Below are 16,766 nucleotides of genomic sequence, written 5' to 3'. Positions count from 1 at the left end.
CGGTTCCTTAAAGCGAAGCTACGCGACGCTGCACGAAACGATCTACATATTCGTCCGCAGGTTGGTAGAGGATTTCTTTCGGCGTACCGACCTGGACCAGGCGACCGTCCTTGAGAATGGCAATCCGGTTGCCGATACGCACCGCCTCGTCCAGGTCGTGGGTGATGAACACGATGGTCTTGTGCAGTGTCTTCTGCAGCTCCAGCAACTGGTCCTGCATTTCGGCGCGAATCAGTGGGTCGAGCGCACTGAAGGCTTCGTCCATCAGGATGATGTCGGTGTCGGCTGCCAGAGCGCGGGCCAGGCCGACGCGCTGACGCATGCCGCCCGACAACTGGTGCGGGTACGACTTTTCGTAACCCTTGAGGCCCACGGTGTTGATCCAGTGCAGGGCACGCTCTGCGCACCTGGCCTTGCTCTCGCCACGGACTTTCAGGCCGTAGGCGACGTTGTCCAGCACGCTGCGGTGCGGCAACAGGCCGAAGCTCTGGAATACCATGCTGATCTTGTGCCGGCGGAATTCGCGCAGGGCGTCCATGTCGTACTGCAGAATGTCTTCGCCATCGACCAGGATCTGGCCGCTGGTCGGGTCGATCAGGCGGTTGAAGTGGCGCACCAGGGTCGACTTGCCCGAGCCCGACAGCCCCATGATCACGAAGATCTCGCCGCTGCCGATGGACAACGAGAGATCGTTGACCCCGACCACGCAGCCGGTTTCGGCCAGGACCTGATCCTTGGCTTTTTGCTGGCGGATCAGTTTCAGGGCATCTTCGGCGCGAGCACCGAATATCTTGAAGACATTCTTGACTTCGATCTTGTTCATTGTCTGTTTGGCGCTCATTTGCCCACCCCATGCCGTGGTCGGCCATAGGCCTGGGTAATGCGGTCGATCACGACCGCCAGAATCACGATGGCCAGGCCCGCTTCGAGGCCGCGGCCCACATTCAGGGTCTGGATGCCGACCAGGACGTCTTCACCCAGGCCGCGGGCACCGATCATCGAGGCGATGACCACCATCGACAGGGCCATCATGGTGGTCTGGTTGATACCGGCCATGATGCTCGGCAACGCCAGTGGCAGCTGCACACCGAACAGTTGTTGCATGCGATTGGCACCGAAAGCGTTGATCGCCTCCATGACCTCGCCATCCACCTGGCGAATGCCCAGGTCGGTCAGGCGAATCAGCGGCGGCGCGGCATAGATGACGGTGGCAAAGATCGCCGGCACCTTGCCCAGGCCGAACAGCATCAGCACCGGGATCAGGTACACGAAGCTGGGCATGGTCTGCATAATGTCGAGCAGCGGCATCAACACCGCCCGCAGGCGATCGTTGCGCGCCGACAGCACGCCCAGCGGAATGCCGACCAGGACCGATATCAGCGTTGCGACCAGCATCAGCGCCAGGGTCTGCATCAGCTTGTCCCAGAGGCCGACCGCGCCGACCAAAAAGAGCAAGCCGACGATCACGGCAGTGGTCACGACTTTACGGGTGGCGTGCCAGGCGATACCGGCAACAACGGCCAGCATCAGCCACCAGGGTACTGCGCGCAGCAGGCCTTCGAGGTTGACGATGGCCCACAGCAGGGTGTCGGAGATGTGCCGGAACACGTCACCGTAGTTGGTTACAAGCGCATCGACCCAGCCATTTACCCAGTCGGCAATGGAAAACGTGAAGTTCTTGGGAAACATGGAATTCTCTCGAGCAAGTGCATGAAACGGACTGTCGCGTGCCTTGTCCGGCAGGAGCCGGACGAACCCATACGCTCAGAGTGCCGCGTCCACCTTTTTGGCTGCGTCTTCGCTGACCCAGCTGTGCCAGACCTCGGGGTGCTCCTTGAGGAACAACTTGGCCAGTTCCGGCGACTCGATGCGATCTTTGCTCATGCGCGCCAGGTTCTGGTTCAGCAGGTCGATCGGCAGATTGACCTTTTCCAGCACCGCCACCAGTTCCGGCGCCTGCTCGTGGAAGGCCTTCGACAGGCCCACTTTGATGGTCAGGGATTTATCCACGCCTGGCTTCTCGTCCAGCTTGACCAGGTCGACCAGGCCCATCAGCGGCGTCGGCGACCAGTAGTAGAACAGGATCGGCTCGCCACGCTTGTAGCTCGACAGCACGGCGGCATCCAGTGCCGGGCCGGTGCCCGGGCGGAAGTTGGTGTAGCTGCTTTCCAGGCCGTAGTGCTTGAGCATCTCGCTGTTGTCCAGCTCGCAGGTCCAGCCGGCCGGGCAATTGTAGAAGCGCCCCTTGTCCGGCTCTTCCGGGTCCTTGAATACCTGGGCGTATTGCCCAAGATCAGCGATGGTCTTGAGGTTCGGTGCCTTGGCTTCGAGTTTGCGCTTGGGGTCGCCTTCGATCACGTAACGCGGCACATACCAGCCTTCGACTGCGCCAACGACCGGCGCGCCGACGCCAACGACCTTGCCGGCGGCCGCAGCCTTGTTCCAGACCTCGCTGCGCCCTACCCACTCTTCGGCAAACACCTGAATGTCGTTGCTGCTCAGGGCGTTTTCCATGGAGATGGAGTTACCCGGCAGGCTGTCGGTTTCACAGCCATAACCATTTTTCAGCACGAACTGCATCACGTCGGTGAGCAGCATCCCGCTTTCCCAGTTCAATCCGGCGAATTTCACCGGTTTGCCAGACTCGCACCAGCCGGCCGCCTGGCTGGCACCAGCGGCCGCCAGCAGCCCGAAAGATAGTGTGGTGGTCAGCAGAGCCTTTGTAATTTTCATTGTGACGCTCCCAAACAAGAACATGGATTGCAGTAGTCGAGGGCATCCGGCCCAAAGAGGGTCGCCAAACTGGCTGATCAGCCTTGCAATCGGCATCGGCGTGGCACCTGTGATCGGTTGCCACTACACAGAGGAAATATTTCACAACCTCAAAAAAGGATAAAATAATATGTCCTGATGTATCACAACGGAAAAACCTATGAAGTTCACACTGCGACAACTGCGCTACGCGCTCGCAGCGGCCAAGCACGGGAACCTCACGACTGCCGCCATGGAGCTTCATGTTTCGCAGCCCTCCATTTCGGCGGCCATCAGCGAATTGGAAGAGGTGCTGGGCCAATCGATTTTCGTGCGCCAACGTGGCCTCGGCATATCGCTGACCCCGTTCGGGCGTACCGTCATGGTCCAGGCCCGCCGCGTTCTGAGCGAGGCTCGGACCTTTGCCGAGATCAATGCCAATGCGGGAGAGTGTGTCGGAGAGTTGGTGGTCGGGTGTTTTGAAGACCTGGCGCCCTATTGCCTGCCACAGATCGTGCGCCGGATGCAGGAGTCCTGCCCGAGGGTCACGGTCGATATGCGCGAAGGCAGCTTCGATTATGTTGGCAAGCGGCTGAGTGAGGGTGCGATAGAGCTGGCGATCACCTACGATCTGGGCCTGCCGCCGAACACTCAATGCACCCAGCTGTGTCAGCTGACCGCTCAGGTACTGCTGGCTGCCGATCACCCGTTGGCCAAGGAATCGCGCGTCAGCCTCAAAGCGCTATCCGAATACACATTGGTAGTCACCGATCAGGTCCACAGCTGGCAGCATGTGCTGGATCTGTTCAGCTTCTACGATCTTTCGCCCGCCGCTGTACACCGTGTGCGCACCTTCGAGATGCAGCGTAGCCTGGTCGCCAACGGGTTTGGCGTGGCGCTGATCTACACCCGGCCGTTTGGTGACCGCAGTTATGATGGTCAAGCGCTGGTGTGTCGGCCGACCGAGGAGAAATTGCCAACGCACAGCATCGTGCTGGCGCATGATCAACGCTATCCGCTGACGCCTTCGGCTGAGGCGTTCAAGGAGCTGGCGGTGGCATGGTTCGCGGAACGGCCGTCGTTTGCATCCGAATGAAACTGCCCTCCTCTGCGAAGCGTCATTGCGCTAACGACACCTGGTCTTTCATCATCCCCATCAGTGCCTCGTTTTCCAGCGGTTTGCTGAGCAGGAAGCCTTGTACTTCATGGCATTGGTCATCGCTGAGCAAGGCCAATTGCTCGGCGGTCTCGACACCTTCGGCAGTCACCGTCATGCCCATTGCATTGCCAAGGTTGATGATGGCCTGGACCACGCTACGGTCGCTGCCGCTCTTGCCCAGGTGCTGCACGAAGCGCTTGTCGATCTTGATGCTGTCAAACGGGTAGGTACGCAGGTAGCCCAGCGAGGAGTAACCGGTCCCGAAGTCGTCCATGTTCAGGCGCACGCCCAGCTCCTTCAGTGCAAGCATGGTGTGCAGTGCGCCTTCGACATCGTTGAGCATGACGTTTTCGGTAATTTCCAGCTCCAGGCGGTGGGCTGGCAGCCCGGTGGCGCGCAACGCGTTACCGACGTCGCGGACCACATCACTGCGGCTGAACTGGGCCGGCGACATGTTGACCGAAACCATCACCGCCTGCGGCCAGCCCCGCGCCTTGATGCAGGCGTCATGCAGCACCCAGTTGCCAAGCAGCACGATAAGGTCGGACTCCTCGGCAAGTGGAATGAAACGGTCCGGGCGCAGCAGGCCCAAGCGAGGGTGTTGCCAGCGCACCAGGGCCTCGGCCGATGCGATCGAGACCCCATCGACCTTGAAGCGCGGCTGAAAATGCAGCACCAGTTCGCCACGCGGTATACCCTCGCGCAACTCGCTTTCCAGCACACGTTTCTCCATCAATGCTGCGTTCATCTGTGCCGAAAAGAAGCGCCAGGTGTTCTTGCCCGCCTGCTTGGCGCTGTAAAGGGCCACGTCGGCGTGCCGGATCAGGTCGCTCGGTGTACCGGGGTATTCGGCCGACAGCACTACACCCAGGCTCACCCCCACTTGCACGACATGCCCTTCGACCTGAATGGGGCGCTTGATCGCCTCGATCACGCGCATGCAGAACCGGTCCATGTCTTCGTGATCGCCCGGCCGGGTAAGTACGACGATGAATTCATCACCTCCCAGACGGGCGACCAGATCACTGTCACGGGTAGCTTGACCGAGGCGGCTCGCTACCTCGAGCAGCACCGCGTCGCCGGCTGGATGCCCAAGGCTGTCGTTGATGGGCTTGAAGTTGTCCAGGTCCAGCATCAACAGCGCCAGCTGGGCGCCAGGCGTTGATTGTTCGAGAAAACGGAACAGCTTGTTGCGATTCGGCAGGCCGGTCAGGGCGTCGTGCAAAGACAGGTGCTGAATCTGGGCATGGGCGGCCACTTCGTCGGTGATGTCGCTGCACGTGCCACGAAAGCCGGTACAGACGCCCTCTGCCACGATCGCACGAGATGCGATCCTGCAGATACGCTGTTGACCGAGATGGTCCTGGTACTGGCAACGCAGCGTGCCGGAAGAGCCTGTCGCGGCCAGGCTGTGCAGCGAGGTCCGCAGGTTACTGGTGTCACACGACAGCAACTTGGTAATCGGGCGCTGTCGCCACGCCTCGACCGGGTGCCCGGTGAGTGCGGTGAACCGGTCCGACAGGTAGGTCAGCCGAAGGAGTACATCAGTTTCCCATATCCAGTCCGACGCGGCTTCGGCCACGGCCTTGAAGCGCTCTTCACTCGATTGCAGGGCAGCCCTGGAAGTCACCAGAGCACGGTGGCTACGATCGATCCTGGTGCTGGCCCGAATCGCATAGCGTGCAAACAATGCCATGCTCAACGCGATGAATAGAACAGCGATAGCCAAGGGCGCGATAACCGTCTGGGTCAGTTCGGTGCCAGGCTGCGGTATATCCCATGTCAAGGCGTGGCCGCTGCCTTCGAGTGGCAGGGCACCGCGCCCTTGGCGCTGATCGGCCGAATCGTCCACGGCCAGGCCGGACAACCCCGCCGCCTGGCCCAGCGGCAAAAGCACCTGTGGCGATAGAACCCGAATGAACACCAACACCGCAGTTGGTCCCGGCGGGCGGGCCGGCTGGGTCTGCGGGCGGATCAGTGCAGCGACGTACACCGCCGGCTGGCCACGAAAGACCAGGTAGCCTGAAGACGCCTGATCGTGCTGAGCTGCTTGCCGAGCCTCCTGCAGGATCTTGCCAGCACTGACAGTATGATGCTCCAGGCCCTGCTGGCTGAGCTTACCGTCCAGTATTGCGTACCGAGTGCCGTCGTCATCGAGCACATATACGCCTTCGTACCCATCGGAGGTATAGAGCGTGGCGCCGACGTTGTCCTCGTCGTATGCCCAATGTGCATCGACCTGCCCGCCCAAGTGATCATAGGCGGCCTGCCAGTTGGCATGGGTCAGCAGGAACGTCTTGTCGTTTTTCTGCAACTGGGCCATGGCGGATTCAGCATAGAAGCGGCTTTGCTGCACTTGCCGGGCATCCAGCGCCTCGGCGAGGCGGTAGAGGGAGAACAGCCCCAGTAACAAGGCCAGCAGCAGAATCAAGGAAAACACCACGATCAGTTGCCCGACCACATGACTACGGGTCGACATTTCATTGTCAGCAAGGACGTCCATTGGTTCACCATCGCGGCCTAGGGTCTCCCGGTTGACCGGGCGGCAGGCTTGGAGGTCGATGGAGCTGACGATCGGTGGTTGGCGAAAGGCAACCTAGAGCCTGATACGGGGCTATGGTCAGTACAGCGCGGGGGCCTGCCAGCGGTGAACGACCGCCAGGTTGGATAACGGTTCTGGTGCGTACCGCGGATAACGACCCATAGCTGTCGTTTTGCCCAACGGCGATCATTGTGGGAGCGGGTTTACCCGCGAACACCGGCATAGCCGGTGCCATGCACCATGTCGCATTCTTCGCGGGTAAACCCGCTCCCACAGGGCCGGCGTCGCACTTGAGATCACACGGTACCTGTGGGAGCGGGCATGCCCGCGAACACCGGCAAAGCCGGTGCCATTCACCGCGTCGTCTGCTTCGCGGGCGCGCCCGCTCCCACAGATACTGCGCGGGCTTCGAGTTTGCGCTGAACCTGTGGGAGCGGGCTTGCCCGCGAACACCGGCAAAGCCGGTGCCATCCACCGCGTCGCCTGCTTCGCGGGCGCGCCCGCTCCCACAGATACTGCGCGGGCTTCGAGTTGGCGCTGAACCTGTGGGAGCGGGTTCACCCGCGAAGGGGCCCTCGAGGTCAATCACGGCTGCCGCTTGAGTCAAACAAAGCCCAAACGCTCGTCAGACACCCGGTACCGTCTTCCGCCCAACCAGTTGCTGTCTCTCCACCCCATCCAGCAACGCCTCCACCACCGCCTTGGCCGAATCCAGCCCATGGTCATTGCTCAACAACAGATCACGACAGGTTCCCTTGGCCAGCTCCAGTGCCTTGAGATTGGTCGCAAAAGCGCCTTTGAGCAGCGTGGACAGATGCACCAGCGCATCTTCGTAGTCCACCCCAGAACGCACGGCAAACAACGGCGGATGGCTGCATTCGCACGTGGAGAAACTGGAGGACGCCGTGGTGGCGCGTACGGGAGGATCGGGTAAGCCTTTTGTCATTGTGTCGCTCCTTGATTCACTGGAGCCGCCACACAACGTGACCAAACGAATGGGTGGCGACTGTACGCGGGTTGGTCAACCGGGAATCAAGGAAACCGGCGCGCACGGAGGCGCCCCACGCACAGCCGCCATAAAACGAAACAGCGGGCACAAAAAAGCGCCAACTGTATCGCAGAGCGGGCGCTTGTGCGCCTTGATGATTGCGGGTGACCAAACCCGGCCGCTGGACTTACAGCAGCGGGCAAAGACTACCGGTGTCAGGGAAGCGTTTCAAGCGAAGGGAATGTGCAGTAACACTTCCATTGGCGCCTCTCACTCATCACCGGCCGGCGAGTCAGCAGTGATCACCATGTTGTGTCGCCTGCACCGGCCTCTTCGCGGGTAAACCCGCTCCCACAGGAGCGGCGTCGCGCTTACGAAACCAGTTATCCTTTAGCGTCCGCTTTGGGCCAAAAGCGATCGACCGCGAATGGCGGCTAACGACCCACGGCGGACACTGATCCAAAGCTCTGTAGTCAGTACCGGCCTCATCGCCGGCAAGCCGGCTCCCACAGGAATATCACCAACTTTCAGGCATGCGCTGTACCTGTGGGAGCCGCGCTTGCCGGCGATGGGCCGCGAAGCGGCCCCGGTTACAGGTGTCCGCAATGGATCGTTAGCAGCCATTCGCGACTGAGCGTCAACGACCCAAAGCGGACGCTTTATTCGGTCTTTTCTGCAGTATCCAGCCATCAAACTGCACCGGACATCAAAGCCGGACGGATGACTTATCGGGTATCGCTCGCTACCCTGAAAGCCCCGTCGCCTGACGGTTTCCAGGTCAAGTCCCATTTCACCAGACGAGCATGTCATGAAATCCCCCACAGGTTTGCTGCTGTCGGCTATCGAACTGGACCGTGCCAGTGCCATACCTCTGTACCGTCAACTGTATCTGCAAATTCGCAAACAGATACTCAACGGCAGAATTCAGGGGGGCGTGCGCCTGCCGTCGACGCGGACCTTGAGCATCGAGTTGGGGCTGTCGCGGATCACCATCCTCAATGCTTTCGATCAGTTGATTGCCGAAGGTTTCCTGGCCTCGCGCACGGGTGCAGGTACGTATGTCGGTACTGAGTGGGAAAACCGGAGTATCGAGGACGAGCAACCGCGCCAGCCACCGCGCCTGTCCGAACTGAGCCAGTCGATGCTGTCGCTGCGCAGCGATCATTTTCGCGGGGTGTCCTATGCCGACTGGGATCCGGCGACGCCGACCTCCTTCCTGCCCAGTCACAGCACCTATGAAGGGTTTCCGCAAGCAATCTGGCGGCGCCTGATGAACCGACATTTGCTAAAGCCAACCAAGGCGATCCTGGGTTATGGCGAGTTGCAAGGCTTGCAGGCGTTTCGCACAGCGATTGCCGAGTATGTCTTCGATGCGCGAGGTATCGACTGCAATGCCGGGCAGGTAGTGATCGTTTCCGGCGCGCAGCAAGCATTCAACCTGCTGGGCATGCTGCTGCTCAATCCGCAGGACAGTGTCTGGATGGAAGACCCTGGGCACATCGCCGCGCGAATTGCGTTGCAAGCCCAGGGGGCCCGGATCATTCCGTTGCGTATTGATGAACAGGGGATCGATGTCCAGCAAGGCCTTGCCGAGTGCCCTGATGCGCGCCTGGTATTCTGTACGCCTTCGCGTCAGCATCCTTTGGGTGTCACCCTGAGTTATGTGCGGCGCCAGGCACTCATCGACTGGGCTGCGAAGCATCAGAGCTGGATCATCGAGGACGATTGCGACAGCGAGTTTCGCTACAGTGGTCGACTTCTTCCGGCACTGTATGCCATGGACCAGATGGCCAGAGTGATCTACGTCGGCACGTTCAGCAAAGTGCTCTTCCCGTCACTGAGACTGGGCTATGTGATTCTGCCGCAGGCTCTGGTCGAGCCCTTCTGCACCCTGCGCGCGGTCATGGATCGCAGCCCGCCCACACTGCTTCAGGCCACAACGGCCGACTTCATGAGCGAAGGCCACTTCCTGGGGCACATCCGCCGCATGCGTGCACTGTACAAGGCGCGCCAGCAGGCGTTGATCGAACAACTTGAAAAGCAGATCGGCAGCTTTTTCAGGATCACTCCGACGGATGCTGGCATGCACCTGATCGCCTGGCTGCCCCCCGAACTCAGTGACACTGAAATCGCCCGGCAACTGGCCCGACACAACATCCACACCTACGCCTTGAGCGACTACCGCATCAAGCGTGACCTGCCGCCTGCCCTGTTGATCGGTTTTGCCGGCACGCCTGAAAAGCAGGCCCGGGAGCGTGTCGAGGAGCTGGCCCAGGCTTTGCACACGCTGGGTTATCTTCCGCCGACCACTTGATGCGTGGAAAGTGGCCTTATCAATTAATTGATAATGGATCTATCGAGAGTTCCTGGCTGGCGCGATAAAGGCTGCGCCGGTAGACCGGTGCCTGAACCAGGAACAACTCTAATGAACAACAAGATCCAGGAACGATTCAACGCCTTGCTGAGCCACAAGGTGGTCGAACACGTGGCTGCTCCAGTGCTGACAGAAGCACTGGCCCAGCGGTTGCTTGAGCGTCTCGGGCAATTGCGCCTGTTTGCCCACGCCTACCCGCTACTGACCAACCTCACCCACGGTCGTGTCACACCCGCGGACATGCTGGACTTCGCCTATCGCCACGAGCTGCAAGGCCTGAGCCTGCACTTGCTCGACGGCGAGGAAAACAGCCTGAGCCAGATGTCGCCAGAGCAGCTCCAGGTGTTTGCCAGCAAGGCCAAGGCGCTGGGGCTGGATGTGCATCTGGAAATCAGCAGCACGCTGAAAAAGGATGTCGACCAGGTGATCGCCATCGCCAACGCACTGGGCGTGCGCAACATCCGTGTCTACTCACGTTACGAGGGTCCGCTGTCGCGGGTCATGGACGTGATCGAGACCGACCTGCACTACCTCGCACAACAGGCCGATGCCAACGATCTGTACTTTGACTTCGAGCAGCATGAAGAACTCAAGAGCAGCGAAATCGCGCAGCTGCTCAACCGTGTCAACCACCCTCGCCTGCATGCCCTGTTCGACTTCGGCAACATGATCAATGCCTGCGAACAGCCCCTGCAGGCCCTGCACAACCTGGCGCCGCACATCCGCCAGGCTCACCTCAAGGGCGTACGCATCGTCCCCGAACAAAACGGCTTCGGCCATTACGGCGTGTTGCAAGGCAGCGACGAAGACGATCTGCCCAGCGCCCGCATGCTGTTCGAACTGTTGATGCTGGGCGAAGCAACCCCGCAAGTGATCGCGTTCATTCTCGAGCAGGAAAATCACTACGTGGCCCCGGCCTTCCGCCAGAGCCTCGAAGCAGCCGATCCATTCATTGCTTACCGGGAGATGAGCGAAACGCCGCTCCCGAAAGGCTACTCGCTCGAGCGCATGCTGGCCGACGAACACCGCTGGGCGAACAATCAGGTGGCCTATGTCCGAGGTTTGCTGGGCGAACTGCGCACCTTGGCTGAACTGACCCTGGCCGCTCCTTCCAACGCCTGAACCTGACGACCCGATTACGCCCGGAGAACAATAATGACAACTCAAAACAAGGCCAAATGGCTCAGATTCCTGATTCTCATCCTTGGTGGCGGCACCATTTACAAGCTGGCGAATCTCAAGGACGCCTTCTATGTCCCCATGCAGGAATTCATGGGCCTGAGCCACACTGAAATCGGCATGCTGTTGAGTGCCAACGCGATCATCGCGACTGCACTGTTCGTGGTTGGTGGCCTGCTCGCCGATCGCTACGACACGCGCAAACTGATCCCCCTCGGCCTGATCGGGACCGGGAGCCTGGGGTTGTACCTGGCGACCTTTCCGCCCTTCAGCAGTTTGCTGATCGTGTTCAGTCTGTTGGCCGTCTGTGCCGACTGCCTGTTCTGGCCATCGCTGCTCAAGGCCATCCGCAATCTGGGTGACGATCAGGAGCAAGGCCGGTTGTTCGGCCTGCTGGAAGGCGGGCGCGGCGTGGTTGATACGCTGGTGGCCTTTTCCGCACTGGGCGTGTTCGTCGCCATGGGCTCGGGGGAAGCCGGCCTGAAATCGGCGATCCTGTTCTACTCGGTCATCGACATTCTGGCTGGCACCCTGACCTGGGTCCTGCTCAAGGGCGGTAATGCGCAATCGGCCACCAAGCCGAAAAACGGTCTGGCAAACCTGATGGAGGCTATCAAGGTACCCGGTATCTGGTTGGTCAGCCTCAATGTGTTCATGGTCTACATCGTCTACTGCGGCCTGACCTATTTCATCCCCTACCTCAAGGAAATGTACGGGTTGCCAGTAGCGTTGGTAGGCGCCTACGGCATCATCAATCAATACTTCCTGAAAATCCTCGGCGGGCCTGCCGGCGGTTTCATTGCCGACAAGCAGTTCAAGAGCACCAGCCGTTATCTGAAGTGGGCATTTCTGGCGCTATTGCCGCTGATGGCCGTGATCATGCTGATTCCTAAAAGCCCGGGCTTCATCTATGCGGGGATGGCGGCCACCCTATCCTTCGCCCTGATTGTTTTCTCGATGCGCGGCGTGTTCTGGGCACCCATGGGCGAAGTCGGCATTCCCCAGCACATCACCGGCTCGGCCTTCGGCATCGGTTGCCTGATCGGCTATGCCCCTGGCATGTTTGCCTACGTCATCTATGGCGCGATCCTCGACCACTTCCCTGGTCAACAGGGCTACAACTATGTGTTCATTCTGATGAGCGTGCTGGCCATTGCAGGCTTCATGGTGTCCAGCCTTCTCTATCAAGCGGTACGCAAAAAATCCGTGCTCTCTGGCGGGGCCGACGCGGTACAAGCCTGATCGTCGTCACGGACTACAGGAGGAGGATTCGTCCATCATGCCGACTCCTCCTCCGCCCACTCGACGAAATGCATTTTCATCCTGGAACGACGCGGCTGGAACATCGGAAATGGCCAAATCCATTGATTGATAGTGACCGTTTTCGATCTGCAAGCGACGTCCAGAACATTCTGCGTCGGGGACTGCGTCATAACCTGACACTCGGAACGAAACGCACTACTCCTTGCTTGCGCGGCCGGAGTGTCGCCTCGCCATGGACTCGCTCCAATTCGGAGCAAAAGCTGCAGCTCGGTGCATAGCGCGCCTTTTTTTGAGGCGCGCCTGCCCCCCCCTCCCGACGTTCCCGCACGGCTGCATGCGGCGCAGTCATCGAATTCAGCAATAAAACCCAAGAGTTTCAAGGTGTTACCGCCAGCCTGTTGCCACTCCAGAGCTGTGCCCGGCTTTCGGCACCTTCATTGCAATGGCCTCTTGCGTGCACAACGCACAGCAATTGATCGGATTCGAGGCTCACCGCAGACAAAACACCCACCGACCCGCAAGGCCGCACCCTGAAACACGTAGATGAACCGCAATGAAGCTGCCGGCAACGGTGGCAAGGAGTGGGTATGTCCCGGGCATTTTTCAATGAAATGTATGATACGAACGGAAGTTGCCGCCCGCATTACCAGGAGTTCGCCCGCTGGTTGGCAAACACCCCGCTGGAGTTGCTGGAGCAACGCCGACGCGAAGCTGACCTGCTGTTTCACCGCGCCGGTATCACCTTCACCTTGTACGGTGACAAAGAGGATACCGAGCGCCTGATCCCCTTTGACATCATCCCGCGCAGCATTCGCGCCAGCGAATGGCGCATGGTCGAGCGCGGCTGTATCCAGCGGGTTCAGGCGTTGAACCTGTTCCTGCAGGACATCTACCACGACCAGCGCATCCTCAAGGCCGGCATCATCCCGCCGGAACAAGTGCTGGCCAACGAAGGCTACCAGATCGCCATGCAGGGCCTGGGCCTGCACCGCGGGCTCTATGCCCATATCGCTGGCGTCGACCTGGTCCGTGACGGGGATGGCAGCTACTTCGTGCTGGAGGACAACCTGCGCACCCCCAGCGGGGTCAGCTACATGCTCGAAGACCGCAAGATGATGATGCGGCTGTTCCCCGAGCTGTTCGCCGCACAGCGTATCGCGCCCATCGACCACTACCCCAACCTGCTGCTGGACACGCTCAAGAGCGCCAGCCCACTGGACAACCCCACTGCCGTGTTGCTCACCCCTGGCCGCTTCAACAGTGCCTATTTCGAGCACGCCTTCCTGGCCCGGGAAATGGGCATCGAACTGGTCGAGGGTGCGGACCTGTTCATCCGTGACGAGCACGTCTACATGCGTACTACCGCTGGTCCAAAACAGGTGGATGTGATCTATCGCCGCCTGGACGACGACTACCTCGACCCGCTGTCGTTCAACCCTGACTCGATGCTGGGCGTGCCGGGGCTGATTTCGGTGTACCGCGCTGGCAACGTGGTGCTGGCCAATGCGGTAGGCACCGGGGTGGCAGACGACAAGTCGATCTACCCCTATGTCGACGACATGATCCGCTTCTATCTGAGCGAAGAGCCGGTCTTGAACAACGTTCCTACCTGGCAGTGCCGCAGGCCTGCAGAGCTTTCCCATGTCCTGGCCCACCTGCCCGAGCTGGTGGTCAAGGAAACCCAGGGCTCCGGTGGCTACGGCATGTTGGTCGGGCCTGCGGCGACCAGCGCACAGATCGAGGACTTCCGCGCCCGCATCAAGGCCCGCCCGCACGCCTACATCGCTCAACCTACCCTGTGCCTTTCCACATGCCCGACCTTCGTCGACAGCGGCATCGCACCGCGCCACATCGACTTGCGCCCGTTCGTGCTGTCCGGCAGTGAAACCCGACTGGTGCCAGGCGGCCTTACCCGCGTGGCCCTTCAGGAAGGTTCGCTGGTGGTCAACTCGTCGCAAGGCGGCGGTACCAAGGACACCTGGGTGGTGGAGGACTGAACCATGCTTTCGAGAACTGCTTCCGACCTTTACTGGATGTCGCGCTACCTGGAGCGTGCAGAAAACCTTGCGCGCATGCTCGAGGTCAGTTATTCGCTGTCGCTGATGCCCCAGGCTGGCCGCAGCGACGGCCATGCCGAGCTGGCCATGTCACTGCTGGCATCCGGAACGCTGGACGACTACCGCCGCCGGCACACCGAGCTGGACACCGAGCGCATGCTGCACTTCTTCGCCCTGGATGCGACCAACCCCGGCAGCATCTATTGCTGCCTGCAGGCGGCCAGGACCAATGCCCACGCAGTGCGTGGCCGCATCACTGCCGACATGTGGGAGAACATCAACGCTACCTGGATCGAGATGCGCAACATTGCCAGCAATGGCCTCGGCCGTTATGGCATCAGCCAGTTCTGCGACTGGGTCAAGGAACGCTCGCACCTGTTCCGCGGTGCTACTTCAGGCACCATCATGCGCAACGACGCTTACAGCTTCATCCGCCTGGGGACCTTCCTGGAGCGGGCTGACAACACCCTGCGCCTGCTCGATGCACGCTATGAAATGTTCGGGGAGGCCTCCGAGGAAGTCAGCGATGATTCTGCCCGCGGCTATTACCAATGGAGCGCCTTGCTGCGCGCGCTGACCTCCTACGAAGCCTTCAACGAACTGTATCGCGCCGCACCCAGTGCACGACCGGTGTCCGAGTTGCTATTGCTGCGGGTCGATGTGCCCCGCTCGCTGCATGCCTGCATCGAGGAGCTGGACCAGATCCTTGCCAGCCTGCCGGGCAGCACCGGGCGCGCCGCCCAGCGCATGGCCGCCGAACTCAACGCTCGCCTGCGCTACACCGCGATCGACGAAATACTCGAAGCAGGGTTGCACCCGTGGTTGAGCGACTTCATCGGGCGCATCAATCAACTGGGCCAGGCGGTCCACCACTCCTATCTGGAGGTCGTATGAAACTGTCCATTCGCCACGACACAACCTACAGCTATGCAAGCGATGTGTGCAACAGCATCCAGTTCCTGCGCCTGACGCCACGCAGCAGCGAGCGCCAGCGCATCACTGAATGGCAACTCGACCTGCCCTGCAAGGTCAACGGCCAGATCGACCCGTATGGCAACATCCTGCATGTATTGACCCTGGACAAACCCCATGGCCACCTGGCACTGACCGCCAGCGGCCAGGTAGAAATCGACCCGGATCGCGAGCAAGAGGCCGGCGAACATTCACCCCTGCCCTTCCTGCGCGGCAGCCACCTGACCCAGGCCGATGACACACTCAAGGCCTTCGCCAGCCGACATTGTGGCAAGCACCGTGACCGGGCAGCGCTGATCGGGCTGATGCAAGGCCTGGCCGAGCACATGCCATACAGCCCCGGTGCCACATCGGTGGGCACCACTGCCATCGAAGCGTTCAGCGGCGCTGCCGGGGTGTGCCAGGACCATACCCATGCGTTTCTCGCCTGCGCGCGCAGCCTGGGTATTCCGGCACGCTATGTGTCCGGTTACCTATGTACCGAAGACGAGCAGCACCTGGCCAGCCATGCCTGGGCGGAAGCCTGGGTCGATGACGCCTGGTACAGCTTCGACATCACCAACCGCCTGACCCGGCCAGAACGCCACCTGAAGCTGGCAGTGGGCCTGGACTACCTCGATGCCTGCCCGGTCAGGGGCGTGCGCCGCGGGGGCGGCGCCGAATCGATGCAGGCCAGCGTACACGTGCACCGCCAATGACAGGTGCGGCATCCGTTCATGAAAAAAACAAGGGAAACAGCATGACCTATTGTGTCGCCATGCACCTGGCGGACGGGCTTGTCTTCATCAGCGACTCACGCACCAATGCGGGCATCGACCAGATCGCCAGCTTTGCCAAGCTGTTCGTGTTCGGCGTGCCGGGGGAGCGCCTGATCGTCCTGCAGACCGCTGGCAACCTGGCGACCTCGCAATCGGTGGTGAACCTGCTCCAGCAACGTACGAAGGGCCCCGGCCCCCACCTGTTGAACGTTGCGACGCTCTACGATGCAACGGTACTGGTCGCCGACACCTTGCGCGAGGTGGTCAGCCGTGATCGCAGCAAGCTGTCGGCCGGAATCGACCTGAGCAGTTCGTTCATCGTCGGCGGCCAGATTGCCGGCGGCCCCATGGGCATATACAACGTCTATGCGCAGGGCAATTTCTTCCAGGCCACGCCGGACACCCCGTTCCTGCAACTGGGCGAAAGCAAGTACGGGCGGCCGATTCTCGACCGCAACCTCGGCTACCATATGCCACTCGATGAAGCGTTGCGCTGCGGCCTGATCTCTTTCGACTCGACCATTCGCAGCAACCTGTCGGTGGGCATGCCGTTGGACCTGCTGGTGTATCAGAAGGACAGCCTGGAAACACCGAAACGCCAGCGTATCGCCAGCGACGATGTGTACTACGAGCAGATACGCAGGCAGTGGAGCGACGGGCTCAAAAGACTGTTGGCCGAACTGCCAGCGCCGCCGTACTGATAGGCAGGGCCACTGTGGAAGC

The 16,766-nt window shown here is 60.7% G+C and carries 13 protein-coding genes; 8 read left to right on the top strand and 5 right to left on the bottom strand.

The genetic code is table 11. The features are described 5' to 3' along the window. Positions 1–7: 7 nt before the first annotated feature. From KDB76_RS12365 to KDB76_RS12355, 3 genes are all read right to left on the bottom strand, one after another. Positions 8–841 (bottom strand): glycine betaine/L-proline ABC transporter ATP-binding protein, encoded by an 834-nt coding sequence (locus KDB76_RS12365; protein WP_023661493.1) that lies wholly within the window; start codon positions 839–841, stop codon positions 8–10. Next, positions 838–1,689, bottom strand: a complete 852-nt coding sequence (locus KDB76_RS12360; protein ID WP_038409409.1) for a proline/glycine betaine ABC transporter permease — start codon at positions 1,687–1,689, stop codon at positions 838–840. Before KDB76_RS12360 ends, KDB76_RS12365 begins: the two co-directional genes overlap by 4 nt. A gap of 75 nt (positions 1,690–1,764) precedes the next feature. Continuing rightward, positions 1,765–2,733, bottom strand: a complete 969-nt coding sequence (locus tag KDB76_RS12355) for an ABC transporter substrate-binding protein (RefSeq protein ID WP_015270114.1) — start codon at positions 2,731–2,733, stop codon at positions 1,765–1,767. Positions 2,734–2,932: 199 nt separating this feature from the next. Here KDB76_RS12355 and KDB76_RS12350 point away from each other — a divergent pair, with 199 nt between their 5' ends. Next, positions 2,933–3,847: a LysR family transcriptional regulator gene (locus tag KDB76_RS12350; RefSeq protein ID WP_015270113.1), complete on the top strand. Its 915-nt coding sequence runs from the start codon at positions 2,933–2,935 to the stop codon at positions 3,845–3,847. Positions 3,848–3,869: 22 nt separating this feature from the next. On the opposite strand, the gene KDB76_RS12345 is transcribed toward KDB76_RS12350, so the two are convergent. Then, on the bottom strand, positions 3,870–6,413 hold the full coding sequence (locus KDB76_RS12345) for an EAL domain-containing protein (RefSeq protein ID WP_038409407.1): 2,544 nt from the start codon (positions 6,411–6,413) through the stop codon (positions 3,870–3,872). 664 nt (positions 6,414–7,077) lie between these two features. Continuing rightward, on the bottom strand, positions 7,078–7,314 hold the full coding sequence (locus KDB76_RS12340) for a hypothetical protein (protein WP_015270586.1): 237 nt from the start codon (positions 7,312–7,314) through the stop codon (positions 7,078–7,080). Between the two features lie 934 nt (positions 7,315–8,248). Here KDB76_RS12340 and KDB76_RS12335 point away from each other — a divergent pair. The 7 genes from KDB76_RS12335 to KDB76_RS12305 all read left to right on the top strand — a co-directional run bounded on the left by KDB76_RS12335 (position 8,249) and on the right by KDB76_RS12305 (position 16,744). Next, positions 8,249–9,754, top strand: a complete 1,506-nt coding sequence (locus KDB76_RS12335) for a PLP-dependent aminotransferase family protein (RefSeq protein WP_038409405.1) — start codon at positions 8,249–8,251, stop codon at positions 9,752–9,754. A 111-nt stretch (positions 9,755–9,865) separates the two neighbouring features. Beyond that, positions 9,866–10,936 carry a TIM barrel protein gene (locus tag KDB76_RS12330; protein ID WP_038409403.1) on the top strand — a complete coding sequence of 357 codons (1,071 nt, stop codon included), beginning with the start codon at positions 9,866–9,868 and terminating at the stop codon, positions 10,934–10,936. Positions 10,937–10,969: 33 nt separating this feature from the next. Beyond that, positions 10,970–12,235: an MFS transporter gene (locus KDB76_RS12325; protein ID WP_023660577.1), complete on the top strand. Its 1,266-nt coding sequence runs from the start codon at positions 10,970–10,972 to the stop codon at positions 12,233–12,235. Between the two features lie 608 nt (positions 12,236–12,843). After that, positions 12,844–14,253, top strand: a complete 1,410-nt coding sequence (locus KDB76_RS12320) for a circularly permuted type 2 ATP-grasp protein (RefSeq protein WP_015270106.1) — start codon at positions 12,844–12,846, stop codon at positions 14,251–14,253. 3 nt (positions 14,254–14,256) lie between these two features. Next, positions 14,257–15,207 (top strand): alpha-E domain-containing protein, encoded by a 951-nt coding sequence (locus KDB76_RS12315; protein ID WP_015270105.1) that lies wholly within the window; start codon positions 14,257–14,259, stop codon positions 15,205–15,207. Further along, positions 15,204–15,983, top strand: coding sequence for a transglutaminase family protein (locus KDB76_RS12310; protein ID WP_023660575.1), 780 nt, complete (start codon positions 15,204–15,206; stop codon positions 15,981–15,983). The genes KDB76_RS12315 and KDB76_RS12310 overlap by 4 nt, the downstream gene beginning before the upstream one ends. A gap of 41 nt (positions 15,984–16,024) precedes the next feature. Next, positions 16,025–16,744 carry a proteasome-type protease gene (locus KDB76_RS12305; protein WP_015270103.1) on the top strand — a complete coding sequence of 240 codons (720 nt, stop codon included), beginning with the start codon at positions 16,025–16,027 and terminating at the stop codon, positions 16,742–16,744. Positions 16,745–16,766: the final 22 nt, after the last annotated feature.

It is taken from the genome of Pseudomonas sp. JS425 (genome assembly GCF_018223845.1).
Taxonomy (GTDB): Bacteria; Pseudomonadota; Gammaproteobacteria; order Pseudomonadales; family Pseudomonadaceae; genus Aquipseudomonas; species Aquipseudomonas asiatica.
This window is presented reverse-complemented; position numbering and strand designations above follow the sequence as displayed.